Source organism: Polaribacter sp. 20A6, from assembly GCF_011378915.1.
GTDB lineage: Bacteria > Bacteroidota > Bacteroidia > Flavobacteriales > Flavobacteriaceae > Polaribacter > Polaribacter sejongensis.
Map to the genome: position 1 here is coordinate 99973 of NZ_WTPZ01000007.1, position 23574 is coordinate 123546.

23 protein-coding genes are annotated in these 23574 nt (G+C 30.5%); 10 read left to right on the plus strand and 13 right to left on the minus strand.

What is annotated here, in order from left to right; translation table 11 throughout:
- From GQS57_RS15570 to GQS57_RS15585, 4 genes are all read left to right on the plus strand, one after another.
- Positions 1-234: a hypothetical protein gene (locus tag GQS57_RS15570; protein ID WP_165733785.1), complete on the plus strand. Its 234-nt coding sequence runs from the start codon at positions 1-3 to the stop codon at positions 232-234.
- A gap of 106 nt (positions 235-340) precedes the next feature.
- On the plus strand, positions 341-715 hold the full coding sequence (locus tag GQS57_RS15575; protein ID WP_165733786.1) for a hypothetical protein: 375 nt from the start codon (positions 341-343) through the stop codon (positions 713-715).
- Between the two features lie 117 nt (positions 716-832).
- On the plus strand, positions 833-1330 hold the full coding sequence (locus tag GQS57_RS15580) for a hypothetical protein (protein ID WP_165733787.1): 498 nt from the start codon (positions 833-835) through the stop codon (positions 1328-1330).
- Positions 1331-1554: 224 nt separating this feature from the next.
- The gene (locus tag GQS57_RS15585) at positions 1555-1938 is read left to right on the plus strand and encodes a VOC family protein (protein ID WP_165733788.1); all 384 of its coding nucleotides are present in this window, start codon (positions 1555-1557) and stop codon (positions 1936-1938) included.
- A gap of 6 nt (positions 1939-1944) precedes the next feature.
- On the opposite strand, the gene GQS57_RS15590 is transcribed toward GQS57_RS15585, so the two are convergent.
- The 5 genes from GQS57_RS15590 to GQS57_RS19225 form a co-directional block, all read right to left on the minus strand.
- Positions 1945-2499 (minus strand): thioredoxin family protein, encoded by a 555-nt coding sequence (locus tag GQS57_RS15590; protein WP_165733789.1) that lies wholly within the window; start codon positions 2497-2499, stop codon positions 1945-1947.
- A gap of 182 nt (positions 2500-2681) precedes the next feature.
- Positions 2682-3890, minus strand: a complete 1209-nt coding sequence (locus GQS57_RS15595; protein WP_165733790.1) for an NAD(P)/FAD-dependent oxidoreductase — start codon at positions 3888-3890, stop codon at positions 2682-2684.
- A 93-nt stretch (positions 3891-3983) separates the two neighbouring features.
- Positions 3984-4913, minus strand: a complete 930-nt coding sequence (locus GQS57_RS15600; protein ID WP_165733791.1) for a GYDIA family GHMP kinase — start codon at positions 4911-4913, stop codon at positions 3984-3986.
- Positions 4914-5089: 176 nt separating this feature from the next.
- Positions 5090-5530 (minus strand): IS200/IS605 family transposase, encoded by a 441-nt coding sequence (gene tnpA, locus GQS57_RS15605; RefSeq protein WP_165733792.1) that lies wholly within the window; start codon positions 5528-5530, stop codon positions 5090-5092.
- Between the two features lie 170 nt (positions 5531-5700).
- A complete protein-coding gene (locus tag GQS57_RS19225) occupies positions 5701-7461 on the minus strand; it encodes a hydroxymethylglutaryl-CoA reductase, degradative (protein ID WP_368855189.1) in 1761 nt (586 codons plus the stop codon).
- Between the two features lie 111 nt (positions 7462-7572).
- Here GQS57_RS19225 and GQS57_RS15615 point away from each other — a divergent pair, with 111 nt between their 5' ends.
- The 4 genes from GQS57_RS15615 (at position 7573) to GQS57_RS15630 (ending at position 13464) form a co-directional block, all read left to right on the plus strand.
- Entirely contained in the window at positions 7573-9774 is a 2202-nt protein-coding gene (locus GQS57_RS15615; RefSeq protein ID WP_165733794.1) for a S9 family peptidase, read from the plus strand.
- Between the two features lie 11 nt (positions 9775-9785).
- The gene (locus tag GQS57_RS15620; protein WP_165733795.1) at positions 9786-11210 is read left to right on the plus strand and encodes a peptide MFS transporter; all 1425 of its coding nucleotides are present in this window, start codon (positions 9786-9788) and stop codon (positions 11208-11210) included.
- A 75-nt stretch (positions 11211-11285) separates the two neighbouring features.
- Complete coding sequence (locus tag GQS57_RS15625) at positions 11286-12854, plus strand: peptide MFS transporter (RefSeq protein WP_165733796.1); 1569 nt, start codon at positions 11286-11288, stop codon at positions 12852-12854.
- 88 nt (positions 12855-12942) lie between these two features.
- Positions 12943-13464, plus strand: coding sequence for a DUF255 domain-containing protein (locus GQS57_RS15630; protein WP_165733797.1), 522 nt, complete (start codon positions 12943-12945; stop codon positions 13462-13464).
- A 51-nt stretch (positions 13465-13515) separates the two neighbouring features.
- Here GQS57_RS15630 and GQS57_RS15635 read toward each other — a convergent pair whose 3' ends face one another.
- The 7 genes from GQS57_RS15635 to surE all read right to left on the minus strand — a co-directional run bounded on the left by GQS57_RS15635 (position 13516) and on the right by surE (position 18680).
- Complete coding sequence (locus GQS57_RS15635; RefSeq protein ID WP_240915497.1) at positions 13516-15414, minus strand: ComEC/Rec2 family competence protein; 1899 nt, start codon at positions 15412-15414, stop codon at positions 13516-13518.
- Positions 15415-15569: 155 nt separating this feature from the next.
- Positions 15570-16052, minus strand: a complete 483-nt coding sequence (locus GQS57_RS15640) for a C40 family peptidase (protein WP_165733799.1) — start codon at positions 16050-16052, stop codon at positions 15570-15572.
- Positions 16053-16087: 35 nt separating this feature from the next.
- Positions 16088-16246 (minus strand): hypothetical protein, encoded by a 159-nt coding sequence (locus GQS57_RS19010; RefSeq protein ID WP_240914573.1) that lies wholly within the window; start codon positions 16244-16246, stop codon positions 16088-16090.
- Positions 16247-16297: 51 nt separating this feature from the next.
- A complete protein-coding gene (locus GQS57_RS19155) occupies positions 16298-16423 on the minus strand; it encodes a hypothetical protein (protein WP_262887633.1) in 126 nt (41 codons plus the stop codon).
- An 11-nt stretch (positions 16424-16434) separates the two neighbouring features.
- Positions 16435-17556: a lipid-A-disaccharide synthase gene (gene lpxB, locus GQS57_RS15650; RefSeq protein WP_165733800.1), complete on the minus strand. Its 1122-nt coding sequence runs from the start codon at positions 17554-17556 to the stop codon at positions 16435-16437.
- A gap of 78 nt (positions 17557-17634) precedes the next feature.
- Positions 17635-17922 (minus strand): hypothetical protein, encoded by a 288-nt coding sequence (locus GQS57_RS15655; protein ID WP_165733801.1) that lies wholly within the window; start codon positions 17920-17922, stop codon positions 17635-17637.
- A complete protein-coding gene (gene surE / locus GQS57_RS15660; RefSeq protein WP_165733854.1) occupies positions 17910-18680 on the minus strand; it encodes a 5'/3'-nucleotidase SurE in 771 nt (256 codons plus the stop codon). The genes GQS57_RS15655 and surE overlap by 13 nt, the downstream gene beginning before the upstream one ends.
- A gap of 352 nt (positions 18681-19032) precedes the next feature.
- Here surE and GQS57_RS15665 point away from each other — a divergent pair, with 352 nt between their 5' ends.
- Positions 19033-21162 carry a carboxy terminal-processing peptidase gene (locus GQS57_RS15665; protein WP_165733802.1) on the plus strand — a complete coding sequence of 710 codons (2130 nt, stop codon included), beginning with the start codon at positions 19033-19035 and terminating at the stop codon, positions 21160-21162.
- 78 nt (positions 21163-21240) lie between these two features.
- On the plus strand, positions 21241-21687 hold the full coding sequence (locus GQS57_RS15670) for a thioesterase family protein (RefSeq protein WP_165733803.1): 447 nt from the start codon (positions 21241-21243) through the stop codon (positions 21685-21687).
- Positions 21688-21857: 170 nt separating this feature from the next.
- Here GQS57_RS15670 and GQS57_RS15675 read toward each other — a convergent pair whose 3' ends face one another.
- Positions 21858-23486, minus strand: coding sequence for a sodium/sugar symporter (locus GQS57_RS15675; protein WP_165733804.1), 1629 nt, complete (start codon positions 23484-23486; stop codon positions 21858-21860).
- Positions 23487-23574 lie beyond the last annotated feature (88 nt).

Here is a 23574-nt window from a genome sequence, read left to right on the forward strand (position 1 = left end):
ATGTCTAGAAAAATAAAATTATTGTGGGATTTTAGAGGTCCAGATGCAGCACAAACCGCAAAACATCATACGATTCACTTAAAAGAATTTGCAGAAATGGAAAACTTAACTTTCTTTGAAATAGATATTGAAGAAAAAAATCCAATGTTATTTTCTGCCTTCATAACCGTAGATGAAAAAGATATGAAAGTTTATAGAGATGCTTTAAAACCGCATCGAGGAGAAGTTGGGTAAGATTGTTTTTGAATAGTTAATAATTATACAACAAATACACTTTTTTATTTTTCCTATTATAAAATTAACTAATTTTGCAGTGTCATAATTTGTATGGCAAAAAATAATGAAGCAGAAACACCAAATACTAAAAGTACTATTACTCATTTCAATTTATTGTTCTGGGATGTATCTTTCTGCAAATACAACATCTTATTTTAGCGCGCAAAATCCGAATCAAGATACAGAACAACTTACCTATTTAGTTACAGCTTCTAAAGTATTTCATGCGCATACACAACAATCAGAAAACTTAGTTTCTGAAACAATAGATTTTTCATTACCCAACTTTAAATTGTCTTCAGACGATTTATTAGCAATTTCTTATACGACTAAACAAGAGTTTAATTCTAAGTTTAAACAGTATAAAAACTACTTAGAAAACACCCTGATTAGACAACGAAAGTCTGATCTTATTTTTCCTTTCCATAATTTTTGGTAACCCTTTATTTTATTTACTAACAACTACCTTTTACGTAGTTAAAATAAAACATTGATATGTTGCGGATAACCGTTTCATATAAAAATCAGTATATCAAAAAAATTAAAAAAACATAAAATGGATTTAGGAACAATAATAATAGGAGTAATATGTATTGCATTATGTGCACTACCTTTTGTATTAACAAATAGAAACAAAAAAAATAAAGAAAAAAAAGTATTAAACTCGTTGATAGAGTTTGCAAAACAGCATAATTCTGAAATTACAGAACACGAAATTAGTGAGTGTTATGCTATTGGTTTAGATGAAAATAAACATGCAATTTCATTTTTAAAAAAAACAAAAGAGCAAGTTAATCTTCAATTTATAGATCTTAACACTATTAAAAATAGTGAGATAAATAACATCAGTAAATCTATAGGAAAGAACGAAACAACACTAGATAAATTAAACTTAAAACTTAATGTTATCGGTAAAAACAAACCTAGTATTGTTCTTGAATTTTATAATTCAGATATTAATTTTCAACCTGGTAACGAGTTCGATTCTATAGAAAAATGGAACAAAATAATTAATTCATTACTTCAAAATCAGCAACAAAATAAAGCTGCATAATACCCTCAAAATAATAACGAATCTTACTTATTCATATACACAAAGTAAGATTCGTTCTTATTTACAAAGCACTCAACACCCATTATTTCATTGATGTTTTCCTAAAATTGATGTAAAAAACTACATTGAATTTGATTAAAATAAAAGAGGCCCGTCAATTGAAGTTCGATATTCTTTATTAGTTTTGTTGTTAGAAAAAGTAAACTCCTCATAAAACTTTATAAATGCAACCTTTTATATTTAATCATATTGCCCTTTCTGTAAAAGATGTAGATACATCTATAGCGTTTTATCAAAAAGTACTTCAACTAAAAGAAATTAAAAATACTGCTTCTAATTCAAAGACAAGATGGTTATCAATTGGTGAAGGAAAACAACTACATATAATTCCTCGTCCTGATGCTATCATTAAAACGAATAAAGCTGTACATTTTGCTTTATCAACCACAGACATTGCCACATTTATACTACATTTAAAAGAATTAAAAATTGAATATTCCGATTGGATTGGTACCCCAAACAAAGACTATGTTAGAAATGATGGAATTCTACAAGTGTATTTTCAAGATCCCAATGGATATTGGATTGAAGTAAATAATGATATCTAATAAATACTATTTCCATTTAATACCACACCCCATACTTGGTTTTTGGTTTTCTAAAGCTGGTTTATTTTCTAATAAATTGTCTAGAGAGTTACGTAAATCAATCCCTGTAACAGGTTTCCCGTTTCCTGGCCTAGAATTGTCTAATTGTCCGTGATAAACGGCTTTTAAACTTTCATCAAAAACATAAAAATCTGGAGTACAAGCAGCATCATACGCTTTTGCTACTTCCTGCGTTTCGTCATACAAATACGGAAAAGGATAATTTTCTTCTTTGGCCAATTGCGTCATCAAATCAGGTGAATCTTGCGGATAATTTTCTACGTCATTAGAACTTATTGCAATAAAGTTAATTCCTTTTTGCTGATACTCATTCGCCATTTTTACCAACTCAGTATTTACATGAATCACAAACGGACAATGATTACAAATAAACATAATTACGGTTCCTTTTTCTCCTTTTGCTTTTTCTAAGGAAAGAAAAGTAGTATCAACTGTATTTAATAAATTGAAATCGGGTGCTTTTGTTCCGTTTTTAAACTCGTTAGATTCTGCTCTTGCCATAATTATTGTCTTTTACCACATAGAAACATAGCTTATAAAAACTATGTTTTCTATATTATTATTTATATTCAGAATGTCATTCCGAAATGAGCCTTTTTAGGCGATTGAGGAATCTCATCATCAACATAAGATTCCTCTTCGTTCCTCATTCGGAATGACACGGTTAGTAATTTTACACTTATCTATTCCGCCAAAGCAGTTGCACAAATAAAACCACTTGTCCATGCATTTTGAAAATTAAACCCTCCAGTTACAGCATCAATATTTAAAACTTCACCTACAAAAAACAAGTTTTGATGTTTCTTACTTTCAAAACGTTTAAAGTTAATTTCCTTTAAATCAATTCCACCAGCAGTTACAAACTCGTCTTTAAAAGTAGTTCTTCCGTTTGCATTAAAAACTCCTTTTGTTAACTGGTTTGCTAAACCTTCTAGTTGATTATTATTTAAATCTGCCCAATTCTGAGTTGCACTAATTCCTGCTGCAAGCACAAAACGCTCCCACAATCTTTTAGAAACCTCAGCAAACGGAGATTTTAAAATAGTAGTTTTTCTAGGTTCTTTCTTTTTTAAGTTTAAAAGAACATTCAACACTTTATCCGTTGGTCTAGATAACCAATTCACCTCAACATTATATTGATAATTTTTATCTGCTAAAATTCTTGCGCCAAAGGCGGATAATTTTAAAACCGCAGGCCCGCTCATTCCCCAATGTGTAATTAACAACGGCCCTGATGCCTCTAACTTTGTTCCAGAAATGGTAACCGTAGCATTCGGAACCGAAGTTCCTAATAAATCTACCAAACGTTTATCATTGATATTAAACGTAAATAAAGACGGAACAGGTTCTACAACAGCGTGATCTAACGTCTCACACAATTCCCACACTTTTTTAGAACTTCCTGCAGCGATTACTAATTTATCAGCTTCAAAAACTTGCTCTTTTGTGTTGATAACCCATTTATTACCTTGTTGAGAAACTGAATTTACACCACAGTTTGTTAACACTTTAATTCCTAAGTTATCAACAGCATTTTGAAAGCAATCTATAATTGCCTGACTTGTATTTGCTTCTGGAAAAACACGATTATCACCTTCTATCTTTAAAGGAACTCCTCTATTTTCGAACCATTCAAAAGTATCTCCTGTCATAAATTGATGAAAAGGCCCAAGTAGTTCTTTTTTTCCTCTCGGATAGAACTCCGTTAAATCCTTTGGAATAAAACATGCATGTGTAACATTACATCTTCCTCCTCCAGAAATTTTTACTTTCTGTAAAACGTCTTTTCCTTTTTCGAGAATCGTAATATCTAATTCAGGGTTATTTTCTTTCGCGTTTATCGCTGTAAAATATCCTGCTGCTCCTCCTCCAATAATTATTACTTTACTCATTTGTTTATCTTGTATAAAACCTCTCGACTGCACTCGAGGAGACATTTAGAATATTAATTGTCAGGTCGAGCGCAGTCGAGACCTAATATTTTATTATAAAACCATCTGACGGTAAGTCAATATAGTTTCAAATCCTTTATTTTTAAAATATGTTGGTGTTGATGAGTTCCCTGTAACTAAAACAAAATCTCCTCCCCAAGCACCTAAACTTTTTACTGCTCCAAAATAGTCTGGAAACAACTTTTCTTTAACTGTTTTTAGTTTGATAATTGAACTGATAATTTGCTCATGTTCATCTATTAACTTTTCAAATTCTTCTAATGATTTTGTAATTAAAAATTCATCAGAAATTTCTGAAATTCTTTTTATTTCTTCATCAAAATTGATATTACTCTCTCTAAATTTCGCAATTCCTTCTTTAGAATCTTGTTTCTGATTTAAGTGTACAAAAAACAAATTTTCTTTAAAACTCGGATTGAATTCAATTGGCTCAACAACAGGCTCTTGATTTTCAATTTGATAAAAAACTGGTGTATCATTTTGTGCACAAGCAATATCGTAACCACTTCCTTTAAAGGAATTCCATAATAATTTAAAAGCATCTACTTTTGCCCAAGAAGCAACCGAATTTATTAATGTTGATGAAGTTCCTAATCCCCAATTCCTTGGAAAAGTAAGATTCGTTTTCACAACAAACCCATTTTCTGAGGCTAAAAAATCAGGATTTAAGTTTTTTGCTTCTTTTAAAATATCTAGCAACGTTTCGGCAATAACTTCTCCACTTCCTTCTTTATTTGAGTTGAAGGTACAATTTATCAAACGTAGTTTTTTAAAATCGAAAACAGCCTCGAACCAACACTCACCGGTATGTGTAAAACTTCCCCAAATAATTTCTGCCTCTTTTATTTTTTCAACGGTTAAATCTTGTCCAAATTTAGTTGGAATAGCCAAAGATTTTGCTCCATCTAGAACCAGGTATTCTCCTGTTAACAATAATTTTCCGTTGGAATAATAGTTTTTCATTTATTTAATATTTCATGAATAGCATCCTGCTTTAGCTGGATGAAAACAATTAATCATAATCAAATTGGCTTTAGCCAAACATGTACTATAGTTTGGCTAAAGCCAATAACAAATCTATTTATAATACAATGGGTTAAAACCCATTGCTATTCAGTTGAAACCATTTTTATTAATAATTACACATCATCATATTTTTGAAAATTATATTTTAAAATAAACTCTTCATATTCTTCTTTAAAAGATTTCTTAGAATGATGACTTTCTTGATTTTTAATATAATTTCTAACTTTATCAACCATAGATTCAGAAACTGAAACAGCAAAATATTCACTTTGCCATTGAAATTTCTCACTGGTTAATTTTTCTTTATTTATCCAAAAAGAAGATTCTCCTTTTATCAATTGCACCACCTTTTGTATTGTTTGATCTACTCCAAGAGAAATTAAACAATGACAATGATCTGTATAACCGTTTATAAAATCTATATAAATACCTTTCTCTTTTGCATTCTCTTTTATATGTGCCCAAACTTTCTGCCTCACCTCTTTTGTTCCCAAAAACGGAATTCTGTTTTTGGTACTCCAAACAAAATGAATATAGACTTTTACAAAAGGCATATTATTATATATGATTTTAAAATTTGGCTAAAGCCAATTATCAATTTTATTATTTATTACAATGGGTTAAAACCCATTGCTATTTAATAAATTGCATCTTGCTTTAGCTAGATGATGATGATGATGATTCATATTTTAATATTTACATTTGACTTTAGCCAAAACACATCTTACAACAATCCAAATTGTTTAAAATGATGTGTAAAATGTTTTACATGAAATTTCTGCCAATATTCATAATTTAACTCTCCAAAAAACGGATGATTTTCAGCTTTAGCTGTTTCAAAATGAATCTTAAAAGCATCTATTTGAATGAATAAATCATGAATTGCTTCTCCTACTGAATTAAATTTTAAGGCGTTTGGTTCTTCAGACAACATACTCGCTTTAAACCCAACTTGCAATTCTCCTTCGGTATTTAAAAAAGGTTTTCTTCTTGCTGATTTTTCATCAGAAACATAATAATCGGCAGCTACTTTTCCATTAGAAATTTGTAATAGAAAGCTTAAATGTTCTATCATTTGCTGTCCATTCATCTTCCCAAAAAGAGGTTTTGTATTTTTATCAATCTTAGACAGTTTAAAACTTACCAGACTTTTATTTGAAAAATCAATCCAATTGATTGATGGCTTTCTTAAAGCATCTATTTTTTCTACAACTGCAGAATGTGTCACGGTTTTTTTGTCAAAAAAAGCAGTAACTATTTCTTTTTCTTCTTCTGTTGCATTAAACTGATTTAAGATATTCTGCAAATGCATTTTCATGTGTCCATGCTGAATTCCCTTAGTTGTTAAGGCTCTTAAAGCTGCAAAATTCTGCGCTAAACCTGCTGCTGCCATAATTTGCATTAAAGTTCTTGCAGATGGTTTTTGCAACATTTCTAAAGACAATTTTGCCATTGGATGTAAACCTGTTAAGCCACCAACGGTTCCCAATGCCAACGGAATTTCAATCCAAAATTTAAAGATTCCATCATCAATAGAACAATGAGACAAGCTAGAGTATTGTCCGGATTTAGAAGCATACGCATGTGCCCCCGCTTCTACAGCTCTAAAATCGTTACCAGTTGCTAAAACAACAGCGTCAATTCCATTCATGATTCCTTTATTATGCGTTACCGCTCTATAAGGTTCTATTTCTGCAATTTTTACGGCTTGGTTAAATTTCTCTGCAAATCTCTGAGGATTATCTCCGCCTAATTCTTCTATCTTACAACTCACTTCTGCCCTAACCACACATTCTGGAACATAGTTAGAAAGAATGCTCATCACAATTTCTATATCGTCTTTTTCAAACTTTTTAGCTATTGCTTCTAAACATGAATTTATAAAGTTTGCACCCATTGAATCTTTCGTTTCAAAGGTTGCATGTAGTTGGTAATAGTTTTCTAATTTATCAGTTTTATCAACTAATTTTATATCTAAAATTCCACCGCCACGTTTTTCCATATTTTTAGTGATGGAAGCCGTTGCAGCAAATAATTCTGTTTTATTTTTATTAAAATAGTCCTCAAGATTCGTTTTGTCTCCAGCATACATAAAGTGGACTTGCCCTATTTTAGTGGTACCGATTACCTTGGTTTTAAAACCTCCTCTTGTACTCCAAAATTTACCAACCAAAGAAGCCGCTGCTACCACAGAACTTTCTTCGACTACCATAGGAATTACATAAGTTCTATCATTAATTACAAAATTTGGTGCAATACCAAAAGGCATGTAAAAATTAGAAATTGTATTCTCTATAAAATCATCATGTAATTGCTGTAAATCATCATTATCATTCCAATACTGTTTAATTATATCTTTAGTTTTGGTATGATTATGGAAATAATTCTCTGTTAACCAAGTAATTTTTTCATCTTTCGTTAACTTAGAAAAACCAGAAATAAGTTTGCTCATTAATTTATGTATAAAACTATCAACAACAAAGATAAGTCAAACTGTTAAAACATTAATAGATAATCAACATTTATGGATTTTTAAGATATTTTTTATGGATTTTTACGTAAACTTGGCAAACTTTTATCAAATACAAGGTCTACAATGAGAAAAGGAGTCTCCCTTACAGTTATTTTACTATTAATTAACTGTATAACATTTGCACAAGTAAATGCAAGTAAAACATCAAACAAAAAAAACATAACATTAGAAGAAATCTGGAACGGAACATTTTCTGCTGATAGAATGAATTCTTTAAATTCTATGAATGGCGATTATTATGCTGTTTTAGATTTTAACAGAGCATCTAGATCGGTTACTGTGGATAAATACAGTTACAAAACTTTAGAAAAAGTTGAAACAATTGTAAATAGTACAGATTTAAAAGGTTTAAATAGTTTCTCTTCTTATAGTTTTAATAATGATGAAACCAAACTGATTTTAGGAACCAACTTCCAGCAAATTTATCGTCATTCTAAAAAAGGAACGTATTATGCATATGATATTGCTTCTAAAGAATTGACTTTAATTGGTGAAGCAATTCAAGAACCTGTTTTTTCTCCTGATAATAAAAATGTAGCGTATGCTAAGGACAATAACATTTTTATTAAAAATGTAGCTTCTAACAAAATTACTCAAGTTACTACGGATGGTAAAATAAATGAAATCATCAACGGAATTACAGATTGGGTGTATGAAGAAGAGTTTGCTTTTGTAAGAGCTTTTGAATGGAATAAAACCGGAACTCATTTAGCTTTTTTACGTTTTGATGAAACCAACGTTCCTACTTTTTCTATGGATGTTGTAGGTACAGAATTATACCCAACACAACAAGTTTTTAAGTATCCTAAAGCAGGAGAGAAAAATGCAGATGTTACTTTACACATGTACACGATTTCATCTAAAAATACAGAAACAATTTCTTTAGGAGATTATGAATATATTCCTAGAATTAAATGGTCTAATGATACAGATATTTTAGTGGCAACTACTTTAAACCGTCATCAGAATGACTTAAACTTACACAAAGTTAATTCGCAAAATGCTACTGCTACTTTATTATTAAACGAAACAGACAAAGCATATGTAGATATTACTGACAATCTTACTTTTTTAGCAGATAACAGTTTTATTTGGACTAGCGAAAAAGATGGTTACAATCATATTTATCATTACGATTTTAATGGAAAATTAATCAATCAAATTACAAAAGGAGATTGGGAAGTAACCAACTATTACGGTTTTAACGAAAAAAAGAAAACAATCTATTATCAATCTGTAGAAAACGGATCTATCAACAGAGGAGTGTATTCTATCAACTTAAAAGGAAAAAAGAAACAGTTATTAAGTAATGAAAGTGGACAAAATACTGCGTCATTCAGTAAAAACTTAAACTACTTTATTAACACGTATTCATCAGCAGAAACACCTCCTATTTATTCTTTATACACTGCTAAAGGGCAAATGCTAAAAGTGATAAAAAACAATGATGCTTTAAAAGAAAGGTTATCAGCATATAAAATGAGTCCTAAAGAGTTTTCTACAATCAATATCAATGGAAACGACTTAAATATGTGGATGATTAAACCTTTAGACTTTGATGAAAACAAGAAATATCCTTTATTAATGTTTCAATATTCTGGCCCAGGTTCTCAACAAGTTGGAAATACTTGGAACGGAAGTAATGATTATTGGCACAATATGCTAGCTCAAAAAGGAATGATTGTAGTTTGTATTGATGGACGAGGAACAGGTTACAAAGGTGCAGATTTTAAGAAAGTGACTCAAAAAGAATTGGGTAAATATGAAGTTGAAGATCAAATAGCAGCAGCAAAAAAATTAGTAGAGCATTCTTATATAGACAATAATAATGTTGGTATTTGGGGATGGTCTTATGGTGGTTTTATGAGCACCAATTGTATTTTAAAAGGAAATGATATTTTTACCACAGCAATTGCAGTAGCTCCGGTTACCTCTTGGCGTTTTTACGATTCTGTTTATACAGAACGTTATATGCAAACTCCGCAAGAAAACGCAAGTGGTTATGATGATAATTCGCCATTTAACTATGCTGATAAATTAAAAGGAAAGTACTTATTGGTTCACGGAACTGGTGATGATAATGTACATGTGCAAAACTCTTATAGAATGATAAATTCTTTAATTGAAGCCAATAAACAATTTGATATGTTTATTGTACCAGACCGAGCACACGGAATTTATAAAGGAAGAAATACTCGTTTAAATTTGTTCACAAAAATGACTAACTTTATCGACGAAAATTTAAATACAGAATCAACTAAATAAAAGGATAAACTATGAGTAATTTAATAAAAGAACCACACGAAAAAGAATTATTTGGGCATCCTGTAGGATTGTACGTATTATTTTTTGTTGAAATGTGGGAACGTTTTTCATATTATGGAATGCGTGCAATTTTAACCTTATATCTTGCTGCTCCAATTATTATAGGAGATCCACAATCTGGTTTTGGTTGGTCTAACGGTGAAACTTTATCTTTTTACGGAACTTATACCATGTTCGTGTATTTAACTTCCATTCCTGGAGGCTGGATTGCAGATAAGTATATAGGACAGAAAAAAGCAGTAATGCTGGGAGGAATTTTACTATGTATTGGTCACGGAATTTTAGCAGTAGAAGCACAATGGGCATTCTTTACAGGACTTCTTTTTATTGTTATTGGTGTAGGTTTTTTAAAACCAAACATCTCTACAATGGTTGGTGGTTTGTACAAACAAGGAGACGAAAGAAGAGATAAAGGTTTTTACGTTTTCTATATAGGAATTAACTTAGGAGCTTTCTTAGGTGCTATTTTAGTTGGTGCAGTAGCCGCTAAATATGGCTGGCATTATGGTTTTGGTTTAGCAGGTATTGGTATGGCGCTAGGTCAAATTGTATATATGTATGGTATAAAGTATTTAGGTAATGTTGGTGACTTTATTGGAAATGATGATTCACCAAACAAAGAGTTACTAAAAAAACCTCTTACAAAAATTGAAAAAGATAGAATGTTAGTAATGTTCTTATCTTTCTTAATTATTATTGTTTTTTGGGGTGCTTTTGAACAAGCCGGAGGGTTAATGAGTTTATATACAGAACAAAAAACAAATAGAATTTTATCGTTCTCTTTACCTTTAATTGGGAATGAAATTCCTGCAGCTGTTTTTCAATCTGTAAATGCCTTTTTTATTATTGTTTTAGGTACAGCAGTTGGTGGATTTTGGTATAATTGGAAAAAGAAAGGAAGAGAATCTTCTTCTTTATTTAAGATGGCTATCGGTGTAATTATTATGGCTTTTGGTTTTTTCTTTATGAGTAAAGCTGCTTCTGAAGTAGTAATGAATGGAGACGAAGTAGCAGAAAAATCTGCAATGATATGGTTAATATTAGCATACCTTTTTCATACCATTGGTGAGCTTTGTGCTTCTCCGGTTGCATTGTCTTTTATCACTAAGTTAGCACCGTTAAAATACGCTTCTTTAATGATGGGTGCTTATTTTGCAGCAACTGGTTTAGGTAATAAAGTTGCTGGTTTTATTGGTGGACTTTCTGAAGATGCTGGAGATTTTGAAGTGTTTACAGGAATTGCAATAACATGTACTATTTTTGGTTTATTATTAATTGCAATTCTAAAACCTCTAAAGAGGCTAACACATGGAGCTGAAGATAGGCAAGCAATTAAAAATGAAGAAACAGAAGGTTTTGAACTAGCAGATAATTAATGAAACAAAATAATAAACCTCATAAACGATATCTTAATGAGGTTTGTTATTCTTAAATAATTTTAACTTTTTTACATGAACACCGCTAAATACAGATTTGAAGGTTCAGAAATGAACAATAAATTATTGCTAGGACACCCAGCAGGTTTATTTATTTTATTTTTCACAGAAATGTGGGAACGTTTTTCATATTATGGAATGCGTGCATTATTAGTTATTTTTTTAATTTCATCATTAACAGATGGTGGTTGGGCTTGGAGTCGTGAAGACGCTTTAAGTTTATATGGTACTTATACTATGTTAGTGTACTTTACTCCTATTATTGGAGGTATTTTAGCCGATAGATTTTTAGGATACAGAAATGCGGTAGTTATAGGTGCTCTATTAATGACACTTGGACACGCAGCCATGGCATTCGATACTCCTTGGGCATTATATGTTGGTATTGGTTTACTAATTGCAGGAAATGGTTTCTTTAAACCTAATATTACTTCAATTATTAATGGTGTTTATAAAAACGCTCAAGAAAAAAAAGATGGTGCATTTACTATTTTTTATATGGGTGTAAATGCCGGTGCTTTTTTAGGTATTATGCTTTGTGGTTATGTAGGTGAAACTTATGGATGGCATTTTGGTTTTGGTTTAGCTGGTATTTTTATGTTTTTCGGAATGTTACAATTCTATTTTGCTCAAAGCATTTTTGGTAATGTGGGTACAAAACCTAGTAAAGTTGTTGATTTATCTGATGCAGTTGCTAACAAAGATGAAAAGAGTTATGATGATGTACCTAGCAATGTACAGAGAGACAGATATATTGTTGTTGGTATTTTAGCCTTTTTTACTATTTTCTTTTGGGCCGCATTTGAACAAGCCGGCGGTTCTATGACTATTTTTGCTAAAGATTATACGAATAGAGTATTAGAAGGTAGCGCTGCAAATATTTTTAGAATCTCAAATACACTACTTACGGTTGTACCTTTAATGATTATTACCTATGTTTTAATTAGTTTATTTAAAATTACTTTTAAAAAATATGCATTATCTAATCTTTTCTTAGGAATCAGTTTTGCGATAATTTGGATCATCGTAATCATCATGTTAAAAAACCAGTTTAGTGAAGTTTCTACGGAAATACCTGCTTCTTGGTTTGGTATTTTAAACTCGTTCTTTATTATAACATTTGCTCCATTATTTTCTAAAATATGGGAAAGCAAATTCAATCCACCAGCAACCGTTAAATTTGGTGTTGGATTAATATTATTAGGATTAGGATTTTTAGTTTTAGCTTATGGATCTGCTAGCATTCCTCAAGGAGCAAAAACGGCTTCTGTAAGTGTTATTTGGCTTATTTTAGCATATTTACTTCACACTTTAGGTGAATTAAGTTTATCTCCTGTAGGTTTGTCTTACGTCTCTAAATTAGTACCAGGAAAAATGATTGCAATGATGTTTGGTCTTTGGTATATTGCAGTTGGTATGGGAAATAAAATAGCTGGTTCAATGGGTGGAATGATTGATGAAATAACAACTAAATACTCTATGAGTACTTTCTTTTTAATTTTCACTTTTGTACCTATCATTGCTGGTGTTTTAGTAATGAGCCTAACACCATTATTAAAGAAACTAATGCACGGAGTAAAATAAACTCCTCAAAAATATTTGAAGAAAAGAGCTTTTTATAAGGCTCTTTTTTTTTTTGTAAATTCGACAAAAACATTACGACCTATTCACTATGAAGAAACTTATTCTACTTTTTGCGATTTCGTTATTTTATACAAATACAAATGCGCAAGAAAATGTTAAATGGCTTAGTTTTGAAGAGGCTATTGAATTAAACAAAGAAAACCCGAAACCTATTTTAGTTGATATCTATACAGATTGGTGTGGCTATTGTAAAAAAATGGACTTAAACACTTATGCTAATAAAACCATTGGTGATTATATCAATAAAAACTTTTATGCTGTTAAATTAGATGGTGAAGGCAAAGAGGATATCGTTTTTAATGATCATACGTTTAAATTTCAAAAAGAAGGCAGACGTGGTTACCACCAGCTTGCAGCTTCTTTAATGGATGGTCAATTATCGTATCCTACTACTTTATTTTTATCGGAAGAAGTAGAATTATTAGATAAAATTCCTGGTTATTTAGATAAGGAAATAATGGAAAAAGTATTGGTCTATTTTTCTGAAGAATTATACAAAACTAAGAAATGGGAAGACTTTAATACCGATTTTAAAAGTAATTTAAAATAATACTATTGTAGCTATAAATACCTACAAGCTTTTTGAAACCTTGTAAGAAACTTACTTAATAACAAACGCTCCGTTTTGACCTGTATAATGAAATGGAATATGATATTTTAAACAAGTCTCTTCCCAACGACTTACATTACTCTTATAATTAGAACCATCTGCAATAATTTGTGATGGTTTTATTGTTTTTATCAATCTTGATAAATTTATTTTTGGTGAATATTGCAACACTACAATTGGTTTCACCATTCCCGAAATGGTATAAACTCCCAAACTATCAATCAGTAAAATATCCTTTTTAGAAAATTGAAGAAAGTTCTTAAAATTGATTTCTTTAACCTCATCAATACCTTCTGTAATTTGATATGTTTTAATACTATTTTCATTTTTCAACCTTACACTATCTAAATCGTGTTGTAAAAAGAGCTGCTCACCTACTCTTTTTCCTATGATAGAAAACCTACTTTTATGAAATACAATCAACTCTTCTTTCGATTTATTTTCTTTCGTTTCAATCAGAAAAATAGTTTGTAGAAATAGTATTGAAACTAAAAAGTAAATCAAATTTTTAGGTGATTTTTTGATAAAAAAAGAAACTCCTAAAAACAAGAATATATACCAAAACAACATAGCAATAAATGAAATGGAAATTTCCTTAAACAAGAATTCTTCTTGATGAGAAACCCAACTTACAAAATCATTCATCCAGGAAATAATCATTCCATATATATTTGCTAAAACCTGAGGTAGAATATTTAAAAGTGATGTAATAATAACTAAAATCCCTCCTATTAAAATTGCCCCTAAAAAAGGAATAATCACAAGATTCGATGCTAAAAATAATCCCGGAAATTGTTGAAAATAATAAATACTTAAAGGCAAAATTCCTATTTGAGCTGCTATTGAAACAGTGAATAATTGCCAAATCTTCTTATAAAGAATAAACCTAGGATTGTAAACTTCAAATAACTTAGGTTGTACCCAAAGAATACCAAAAACTGCTAAATAACTGAGTTGAAAACCAACATCAAACAAAAACATAGGTTTTATCAACAATAAAAAAAACATGGAAGAAATAAAAGAAAACTCCACGACATTTTTTCTTTGAAAAGACAATCCGATGGCTAAAAAAGTAAACATAGTAACAGCTCTAACTACCGACGCCGAAAGACCTGCGATAAAGGCAAACATCCAAAGTAATGAAACAATGATGAGTGTTTTTATAAATTTCCCGTACTTAATTCTTTCAACAGGTTTAAAAACGAAAGATAAAATCCACAGAATAACACCAACGTGTAAGCCAGAAACTGCCAAAATATGGATTGCACCTGCTCTTTGATAATCTACAATCAATTCTTTAGAAATATCTTGTCGCTGCCCTAATAATAGCGCATTTATAACCGCTAATTCATTTTTCTTAAAATTGTATTTATGTAACGCTTCCTGAATTTTATTTCTAAAGATAGCTGATAAACCAAACAAAGAGGTTGACTGAGAACGAAGCTTTAAAAACTGATTTGTATCCACAAATAATTGATGATGAATACCTTGTTTTGCTAAATAAGATTTGTAATTAAACTGATGCGGATTTAAAGGCGGAATTAGCTCTTTTAAAGTAGGTTTTAAGAATAACTGATCATCAATTTGCAACGAATTTGCACTACTATCATTCTTAACATTTAAAAGTATTGTTCCTCTAGTTTTCAGATCATCAACCTGAACAATTACAGCCTCATATTTTTGGTAATAATTCCCAGGTTTTAATATTTTATGAATCTGTAAAACAACCTTAGAATTATCTTTTAAATGATGTTGATAATATGAATCATAATTTCTGTCATCACTCACATAAACAACCGAAACACCGATACCAAAGAATAAAATAAAAGCAGTACATGTTCTTAAAACCTTATGTTTTATCAGAAAAAATAAAACAGTTAAACCTAGCAAAAAAATCGTGGTTCTAAGAAAACTAAAAGTCCAAAATTGAGTAAAAAACTGGAAACAAATTCCAATAATTACAAGCACAACAAAGTGCAAGGGTATGTAATTGTACAACCTTTTCATAGCAAGTTAAAGTTACTAAAAAAAACGTTAACTATTAATTACAAGATTGTTGTTGCTTTTACGAAGGCATTTTTCCAATATTTTTCTGATAGTGTAGAAACAATTACACCTCTAGAAGTAGTGGCGTGTACAAACTTAATTTGTCCTTTTGAATGGGAAACCACCAAGCCAACATGATTGATATTTCCTCGTCTGTTTTTACTAGTTTTAAAGAACAATAAATCACCTTTTTTAACTTTACTTAAAGCAATTTTATCACCTCTCTTTGCCATATCTCTAGAGATTCTTGGCAATTGTACGTTTTCATTTCCAAAGGCAACATATATCACTCCAGAGCAATCCATCCCTCTATTGGTAGTTCCTCCAAATTTGTAACGAACACCTTTATACTCTAAGGCATTTGCTACTATTTTATCTGCTTTAGTAATTGGTTTTGGTGTCTTTTTAACAACCGTTTTAGTGGATGAGCAAGAACTTAATAATAAAGAAATTACAACTATTAAAAAACTCCATTTCTTCATATTAAATATTCTTTTACCTATCATTTGTACTTTCATTAAACTTCTTCTAAAACAGAAGTTCCACTTGTTTTATCACCAGAAGTCCATGTCCAATTTTCATAAAGAGTAATTTTTCCATTAGCAGCAATTTCAGGTTTAGAATAACAAATACCTGTCATTAATTCTCCTTTAAGATTCACTTGATGATAACGCATTTCTATATTTCCGTGTTCATCTACAAGACCTATTAAATGACCTTTTACTATTTATCCGCCTTTATACTTAGATGTTAAAATATTATCTCTTTGCTTGTATGTGAAAATAGTTTCTTTCGAAGTTTCACCATTATCAGCATTTTGAACAACTCTAAATTTTTTATTATTATAGTTCATACGATTTAAAACTAGTTATCTTCTTTTTTTAAATCACTTACAATTTGTTTCGCCACTTTTTCTGAAGCACCTTTACCTCCCAATTTTTTCTCTAATTCAAAATATTCTAAAAAAAGTTTCTCTCGATAGGTATCATCTAAAATCTTGGTTAATTCTGTTTTTAAATTCTTCTTATTAAAATCATTCTGAATTAATTCTTTAACCACTTCTCTATCCATAATTAAATTCACCAAAGAAATAAATTTTAAAGTGATAATTCTTTTGGCAATCTGATAAGAAATGTTCCCACCTTTATAGCAAACTACTTGCGGCACTTTAAACAAAGCGGTTTCTAAAGTTGCGGTACCAGACCCTACAATTGCAGCATAAGAAATACTTAACAAATCGTACGTTTTATTGTTGATAAAAGACACTTTACGATTACCAATAATACTTTGATAAAAACTAAAATCTTGACTTGGAGCACCAGCAATTACAAATTGATACTCAGAAAAATCATCGATTAAAGACAACATTACAGAGAGCATTTTTGTAATTTCTTGCTTTCTACTTCCCGGTAACAACGCAATAATAGGTTTGTCTGTTAAGTTATATTCTTTTCTAAAAGCAGCTTCTTTTACTTGTTTTTTCCCAGCAATTCCATCAATTAAAGGATGCCCAACAAATTCGACATTATAATCATATTTTGCGTAAAACTCCTTTTCGAAAGGAAGAATAACAAACATTTTATCGATATCTCTTTTAATATCTTTTACTCTGCTTGCTCTACTTGCCCAAACTTGCGGAGAAATATAATAATTGGTTTTAAAACCTTGTTCTTTTGCCCATTTTGCAACGCGTAAATTAAACCCAGAGTTATCAATCAAAATAAGTACATCTGGCTTAAATTGGGCAATATCTTTTTTACAAAATTTTATAAAACCCAACACCTTAGAAAGATTCATTATAACTTCAAAAAAGCCCATAAAAGCTCTTTCTTTATAATGACTAACCAAAGTTCCGCCAACATTTTGCATTAGATCTCCACCCCAAAACCGAATGTCTGCATTTGCATCTTCTTTATACAATGCTTTCATTAGGTTAGAGCCATGTAAATCTCCTGAAGCTTCACCAGCAATTATGTAATATTTCATAAGTTTTCACTTGTTTGGTCGAGCGCAGTCGAGACCTTATTAAACCTCTCGACTGCGCTCGAGGAGACATTATCTCTGTTAGAAAAACTTTAAAACTAAAGTAGTTAATGCAATTAAAATGGTTGCCAATAAAACTCCTTTTGCTTTGTTGTCTTGTTTCTTTTTGATAAAAATAAAGAACACAAATAAATTAGGAATTGCAGCTAAAGACAATACTTTACCGTACAATTCTCCTTCTTTAATTAAATCGATGGTTTCGTAAAATCCAAATTTCGAAATATATTCTAAATATAAAAATATACCTCCAAAAGTGGCAAATAATGAAACCAATACGCCTATTAAAATATGTTTTTTTACAGTTCCCAAGCGTTTAATTTTTGAATCATGTGATGTGCAGTCATATCAAACTGAACAGGAACAACAGAAACATAACCACTTTCTAAGGCAAAAAGATCTGTATCTTGCCCTTTGTCTTTATTTATAAACTCACCAGAAAGCCAATAGTATTCTTTTCCCATTGGATTTTTTCGTTTATCAAAAATTTCTTTCCAATACCCATTTGCTTGTCTACAAATTTTAACGCCCTTTATTTCTTCCTTTTTTAACTTCGGAATATTTACGTTTAAAACAATGCCTTCCGGAATTCCGTTTAGCAACGCATTTAATGTAATATTTTTTATAAACTCTTCCGATGGTTTAAAATCTGCATGCCATTTAAAATCTAATAATGAAAAACCAATGGCAGGTATTCCTTCTATTCCCGCTTCTATTGCAGCACTCATAGTACCCGAATAAATAACACTAATAGAGGCATTAGAACCATGATTAATACCAGAAACACATAAGTCTGGTTTTCTATTTAAAATTTCATTCACCGCCATTTTTACACAATCTGCAGGCGTACCAGAACAAGTGTATTCTAATTGTGGACCATCATCTATAGTTATGGCATTGCATGTTAAAACATTATCGACAGTAATTGCATGCCCCATTCCGCTTTGCGGACTATCAGGAGCCACTACAACAACTTCACCAATTTTATTCATTATTCTAATTAAAGCTCTTAAACCAGGAGCTGTAATTCCATCATCATTTGTAATTAAAATTAATGGTTTGTTTTGCATCATAATCGTTTAAAGTTCAAAATTTAGAATTCAAAGTTAAAGGTAGTTTTCAATTTAAAAATTGAACTTTAAATTCTAAATTATTTTAAGCAAATATAATTGATTTTATACGATTCCTTTTTAACATTTTGTAAAGAATACAATTTCTCTTTTTTGCGTAATATTGTAAGAAAGAAAGCTGTTCTTGAAGTTTAAAAGTATAAATTGAAAGAAAAAAGCATAATTTAATGCTTAAACAAAAACAGCAAAAAACAAATAAGTCTAGAACCTAGTAAATAATTTTGGCATTATTTTAGTAGTTTAGCAAAGCAAAAAGAGTAATTTTAGAATTAAAACAACGACAGAACTAAATATGAAAACAAAATATAAAATCACCACATTTTTATTAGCAATACTTCTATTTGCAACTAGCTTGCAAACTCAAGCTGCTAATACGGATACCAATTCAGATCCTGAAAAAGATAAAATTTTAGTTTACATTCTTAGAAATATACTTACCAGAAGTCATTTTGTTGTAAAAGACATGAATGATGATTTTTCTGAATATGTGTATACAGAATTCATTGATGGTTTAGACCCAAGTAAAAGGTATTTCACCCAAAAGGATATGAAAGATTTTTCTAAATTCAAATATGAAATCGATAATCAACTTTTAAAAGAAGATATCTCTTTCTACAATTTGGTTTATGAACGATTTACAAGTAAAATTAAAAATGCAAAATCATATTATGGAGATTTGTTAAAACAACCTTTTAACTTTAACAAAACGGAAACCATTGATGTAAATTATGAAGAACTTCCTTTTGCTAAAAATGAAAACGAATTAATAGACTACTGGCGTAAGCAACTAAAATTAAGTACTCTTATTAGAATTCAAGATAAATTAGACAAACAAAAGGCTGACGTACTTAAAGATAAAAATCACAAAACAAAAAGTTTTGATGAACTTGAAAAAGAGGCACGCGCAGAAGTTCTTAAAAACATGGACGATTTATATGTTAGAATTGAAGAATTAGAACATGAAGATTGGTTTTCTACTTTTTTAAACAGTGTTGTTGGTGCTTTTGACCCACACACAACCTACATGGCTCCAAGTATTAAAGAACGTTTTGACCAAGATATGTCTGGTAAATTAGAAGGAATTGGAGCACGTTTAGTAAAAAAAGGAATTTATACCGAAATTTTTGAATTGGTTTCTGGAGGTCCTGCATGGAAAGAAGGAAGTTTAGAGCCTGGTGATGTTATTTTAGAAGTTGCCCAAGGAAGCAAAGAACCTTTAGATATTGTAGGAATGCGTTTAGACGATGCTATAAAATTCATCAAAGGAAAAAAAGGTACTGAAGTTAAATTAACCGTTAAGAAAAAATTAGATGGTACAACCAAAGTAATTTCTATTACTAGAGATGTTGTAGAGCTAGAAGAAACTTTTGTAAAATCTAGTATTGTAGAAAAAGACGGTAAAAAATTCGGGATTATAGATTTACCTAAGTTCTATATCGATTTTAATGAGGAAAGTTATAGAGATTCTGCAAAAGACATGGAGCAAGAAATAGAACGCTTAAAAAGTGAAGGTGTTACTGGCTTAATTGTAGATTTAAGAAATAATGGAGGTGGTTCTTTAAAAACAGCCATTGAAATTAGTGGATTGTTTATTAATGAAGGTCCAATTGTACAAGTAAAATACAGAGGTGAAGATCCAATTATTAAAAAAGATATTGATCCAGAAATTCAATGGGAAGGAGCAGTAGTTGTTCTTGTAAATGAGTTTTCTGCTTCTGCATCAGAAATTTTTGCTGCAGCAATGCAAGATTATAAAAGAGCGGTAATTATGGGCGGTAACCAAACCTACGGAAAAGGAACCGTGCAAAGTGTGTTACCTATTAATCAGTTTACAAAATACGATAAAGATTTAGGAGCTCTAAAAATGACCATTCAAAAATTCTATAGAGTTAATGGTGGTTCTACTCAAATTGAAGGTGTGTATTCAGATATTGCAATGCCAGACAGATATAGTTATATGAAATTTGGCGAAAGAGATTTAGATGGCGCATTGGTTTGGGACAAAGTAAAGCAGGCAGATTATGTGCAAACAAATTCTTACCAAAATTTTAATGATGTAGTTAATAATAGTAAACAAAGAATTGCTACAGATTCTAAATTTAAGTTGATAAACGAATATGCAAAATGGTTAAAGCAAAAGCAAGATGATAATTCTTACTCTTTAAACTATAAACAATTTGAAGAAATAAATGTAGCCAATGAAAAAGATGCAGAGAAATTCAAATCTGTTTTTGATTATAAATCAGATCTAACATTTAACTCTCCAACTTACGAACTTTCATTAATTAAAAAAGACACAGCACTAGCAGATAAACGATTGGCATGGCATAAAAATTTATCGAAAGATGTCTATGTTTTTGAAGCTATAAACGTTTTAAGTGAATTAAAAATGAACACTAAAAGCGAAATAGTAAAACAATAATTACCAAATATTAAATAACAACAAGCCTGATAATATTGTCTAATGTTATCAGGTTTTTTGTTTCAAAAAAAAGATAACATGAGTTTTAAAGTAACATTTCACACAAAATGGTCTGACTTTGACCCAAACAGACATATGCGTCACACAGCATATAATGACTATGCAGCAGAAGTAAGAGTACGATATTTTAGAGATCAAAATTTCTCTATAGAAGAGTTTACAAAACACAACCTTGGCCCTATTTTATTTACAGAAGAAACTTCTTTTAGAAAAGAAATCCATTTAGGAGAAAATATCTCTGTAGATTTTAAACTTTCTGGTTTATCTAAAAATGGTGAACGTTGGAAAATTACGCATCAGGTTTTTAATGAGGCAGGAGAGTTATCAGCAATTATAAAAGTGTATGGAGCTTGGATAGATTTAACAAAACGAAAACTAACCATGCCACCTGCAGAAGCTCAATATTTGTTTGACTCTGCCGAAAAAAGCGATGATTTTGAAGAAATAGCACTTAAAAAAAGTTAAGAGTATAAAAAATACTGAATAAAAGAATTCAACCTTGTCGTGCCACACTGAACATGTTTCAGTGTCTTACTTCCTTTACAAGCTATCAATTCTAAAACCTAAAAAATTAGGTAAAAAAAAATCGTCTAAATTTCTTTAGACGATTTTTTATATAAACTATTTGGTAATTCCTACCAGAATAAACAATATAGTACAGTTACTAAAATACAAATGGCAATAGAACCTAAGTTAAACAACGGAGTTGTTTTAAATAAATCTGTTCCAAAATCAATCCCTTTAGGATCATCTTTCCCTTTGTTTTGAATATTACTCATAACCATAATGATAATAAGCGTTAAAAGAGCTGTAATTCCCATTTGATGCATCCAAGGTTCGAATACTGCAATTGGAATAAACTTTAATGCCAATGCAATTGGAATAGATAAAATAGCTCCCCAAATCGCTGCATTATTAGTTGTTTTCTTATAAAATAAACCTAAGATAAATACCGCTAAAATACCTGGACTTACAATACCTGTGTATTCTTGAATAAATTGAAATGCTTGATCGATACCCCCTAAAAGTGGCGCTACAATAACAGCAATTATTAAAGCAACAGCTGCAGAAATTCTCCCCACATTTACCGTTGTTTTATCATCTGCATTTTTGTTGATGTATTGCTTGTAAATATCCATTGTAAAAATGGTAGATGTAGAATTCAGCATCGAAGCTAAAGAAGATACAATTGCAGCAGCTAAAGCAGCAAAAGCAACACCTTTAAGACCTGTAGGCAAAAATTGTAGTAACCAAGGATATGCTTTATCCGCTTGTTCGGCAGAAGGCACATTTAACATACCTACTTCTCCTAAATTAGCCATAATAGCTGGATCGTTTACCATTACATACGCTGCAATACCAGGAATTACAACAATTAAAGGAATAATTAATTTTAAAAATGCTGCTAATAAAATCCCTTTTTGAGATTCTTTTAAAGATTTAGCAGCTAAAGTTCTTTGAATAATATATTGGTTGAATCCCCAATAATATAAGTTTGCAACCCATAAACCACCAACTAATACCCAAATACCAGGTAAGTTTACATAGTTATCATTAGATTCATCCAATATCATATGAAACTTTTCTGGTGCCGCATCTAATACTTTAGAAAAACCAGCTAACATTCCTTCTCCTCCAGAAACCGTATTCAAAGCTAAGTAAGTAGTAACCAAACCACCTAACACTAAAAAAACTACTTGTATAACGTCTGTCCAAGCTACCGCAGATAAACCTCCATATAAAGAGTATGCAGCTGCAAATAGCGCCAAACCAATAATTGCATACATCATATCTACTCCCATAATGGTTTCAATAGCCAAACCTCCTAAATATAAAACAGAAGCAAGATTAACAAATATGTATAAACCTAACCAAAATACAGCTAAGATTGTTTTAAGGTTGGTAGAAAAACGTTTTTCAACAAATTCTGGAATTGTATATAATCCTTTTTCTATAAAAATAGGTAAGAAATATTTACCAACAATTATTAAAGTTAAGGCTGCCATCCATTCATAAGAAGCAATTGCAATACCCAAGGCAAAACCAGAACCAGACATTCCTATAAATTGCTCTGCAGAAATATTTGCAGCAATTAAAGAAGTACCAATTGCCCACCAAGGCAAAGATTTACTTGCCAAGAAGTAATCTTCTGCATTTTTTTGGTGTCCTTTTTTATCTCGAGAAACCCATAAACCTACACCTAAAATTAAAATGGCATACGCTATGAAGACTATATAGTCCCACATTTCAAAACCTGCTTTCATAATTATTATTTTTGTTTTAGTTAATTATTTATACAAGTCAAATATATGTATATAATTTCAGAAAATGTATCTGTAAGCCCAAAGAAAT

Coding starts and splice junctions, on each gene's coding strand:
- GQS57_RS15570 (WP_165733785.1), top strand. CDS start 1: ATGTCTAGAAAAATAAAATTATTGTGGGATTTTAGAGGTCCAGATGCA.
- GQS57_RS15575 (WP_165733786.1), top strand. CDS start 341: ATGAAGCAGAAACACCAAATACTAAAAGTACTATTACTCATTTCAATT.
- GQS57_RS15580 (WP_165733787.1), top strand. CDS start 833: ATGGATTTAGGAACAATAATAATAGGAGTAATATGTATTGCATTATGT.
- GQS57_RS15585 (WP_165733788.1), top strand. CDS start 1,555: ATGCAACCTTTTATATTTAATCATATTGCCCTTTCTGTAAAAGATGTA.
- GQS57_RS15590 (WP_165733789.1), bottom strand. CDS start 2,499: ATGGCAAGAGCAGAATCTAACGAGTTTAAAAACGGAACAAAAGCACCC.
- GQS57_RS15595 (WP_165733790.1), bottom strand. CDS start 3,890: ATGAGTAAAGTAATAATTATTGGAGGAGGAGCAGCAGGATATTTTACA.
- GQS57_RS15600 (WP_165733791.1), bottom strand. CDS start 4,913: ATGAAAAACTATTATTCCAACGGAAAATTATTGTTAACAGGAGAATAC.
- tnpA (WP_165733792.1), bottom strand. CDS start 5,530: ATGCCTTTTGTAAAAGTCTATATTCATTTTGTTTGGAGTACCAAAAAC.
- GQS57_RS15615 (WP_165733794.1), top strand. CDS start 7,573: ATGAGAAAAGGAGTCTCCCTTACAGTTATTTTACTATTAATTAACTGT.
- GQS57_RS15620 (WP_165733795.1), top strand. CDS start 9,786: ATGAGTAATTTAATAAAAGAACCACACGAAAAAGAATTATTTGGGCAT.
- GQS57_RS15625 (WP_165733796.1), top strand. CDS start 11,286: ATGAACACCGCTAAATACAGATTTGAAGGTTCAGAAATGAACAATAAA.
- GQS57_RS15630 (WP_165733797.1), top strand. CDS start 12,943: ATGAAGAAACTTATTCTACTTTTTGCGATTTCGTTATTTTATACAAAT.
- GQS57_RS15640 (WP_165733799.1), bottom strand. CDS start 16,052: ATGAAGAAATGGAGTTTTTTAATAGTTGTAATTTCTTTATTATTAAGT.
- GQS57_RS19010 (WP_240914573.1), bottom strand. CDS start 16,246: ATGCGTTATCATCAAGTGAATCTTAAAGGAGAATTAATGACAGGTATT.
- GQS57_RS19155 (WP_262887633.1), bottom strand. CDS start 16,423: ATGAACTATAATAATAAAAAATTTAGAGTTGTTCAAAATGCTGATAAT.
- lpxB (WP_165733800.1), bottom strand. CDS start 17,556: ATGAAATATTACATAATTGCTGGTGAAGCTTCAGGAGATTTACATGGC.
- surE (WP_165733854.1), bottom strand. CDS start 18,680: ATGCAAAACAAACCATTAATTTTAATTACAAATGATGATGGAATTACA.
- GQS57_RS15665 (WP_165733802.1), top strand. CDS start 19,033: ATGAAAACAAAATATAAAATCACCACATTTTTATTAGCAATACTTCTA.
- GQS57_RS15670 (WP_165733803.1), top strand. CDS start 21,241: ATGAGTTTTAAAGTAACATTTCACACAAAATGGTCTGACTTTGACCCA.
- GQS57_RS15675 (WP_165733804.1), bottom strand. CDS start 23,486: ATGAAAGCAGGTTTTGAAATGTGGGACTATATAGTCTTCATAGCGTAT.